The organism is Bartonella sp. TT119HLJHH, from assembly GCF_042193385.1.
Lineage (GTDB): Bacteria > Pseudomonadota > Alphaproteobacteria > Rhizobiales > Rhizobiaceae > Bartonella.
Window position 1 is genome coordinate 1 of record NZ_JBHILS010000162.1, and the last position, 527, is coordinate 527.

Sequence of the window (527 nt, forward strand, 5' to 3'; positions counted from 1 at the left end):
TGCCATGTCCCATGGATAATCGATTTGTTCCCAGCTTAACTCTTCATCCCCATCATCTATCCAATTACCAATAAGCCGGCCTTCTTCTTTTGTGAGGGTATGATTGATTTCTGTTGTGCGTCCAAAGGAAAACAAAGTGTCCCCAGCTGTTAAACGAACACCGCTCTCATACTCCAACATGCTGTCATCAAGGCGTGACATATTGCATTCAACAGCTTGCACATCATACCCCGCAACACCACGACGAAAATCGGAGCGCAAACTTTTGGAGAGATCTGTAATCGCTTCAATGGCTTCAAGGCTTTTGCGTTCAGGCAACTGATCAAAATCAAGTTGAAAGGAATTCCACCATGCACGTCCCGTCCAAGCGGGTATAAAGCGGGCTGTAATCTCTAACCATCTCAACCCCATCTCTATTGCCATAACAGATCCGCGCAGGCGTTGCCATGCAAGCCCTTGGTCAATCAAATCATAGAGGTTTGGAACATAAGGTGTCAGTTCACCAAGCCCGTATTCTTCAATCAACC

General features: G+C 46.3%; 1 pseudogene. It reads right to left on the reverse strand.

Annotation, left to right across the window (positions count from 1 at the left end):
• Window positions 1-527, reverse strand: a pseudogene (locus tag ACFIJL_RS09945) (phage tail protein); the annotation flags it as partial.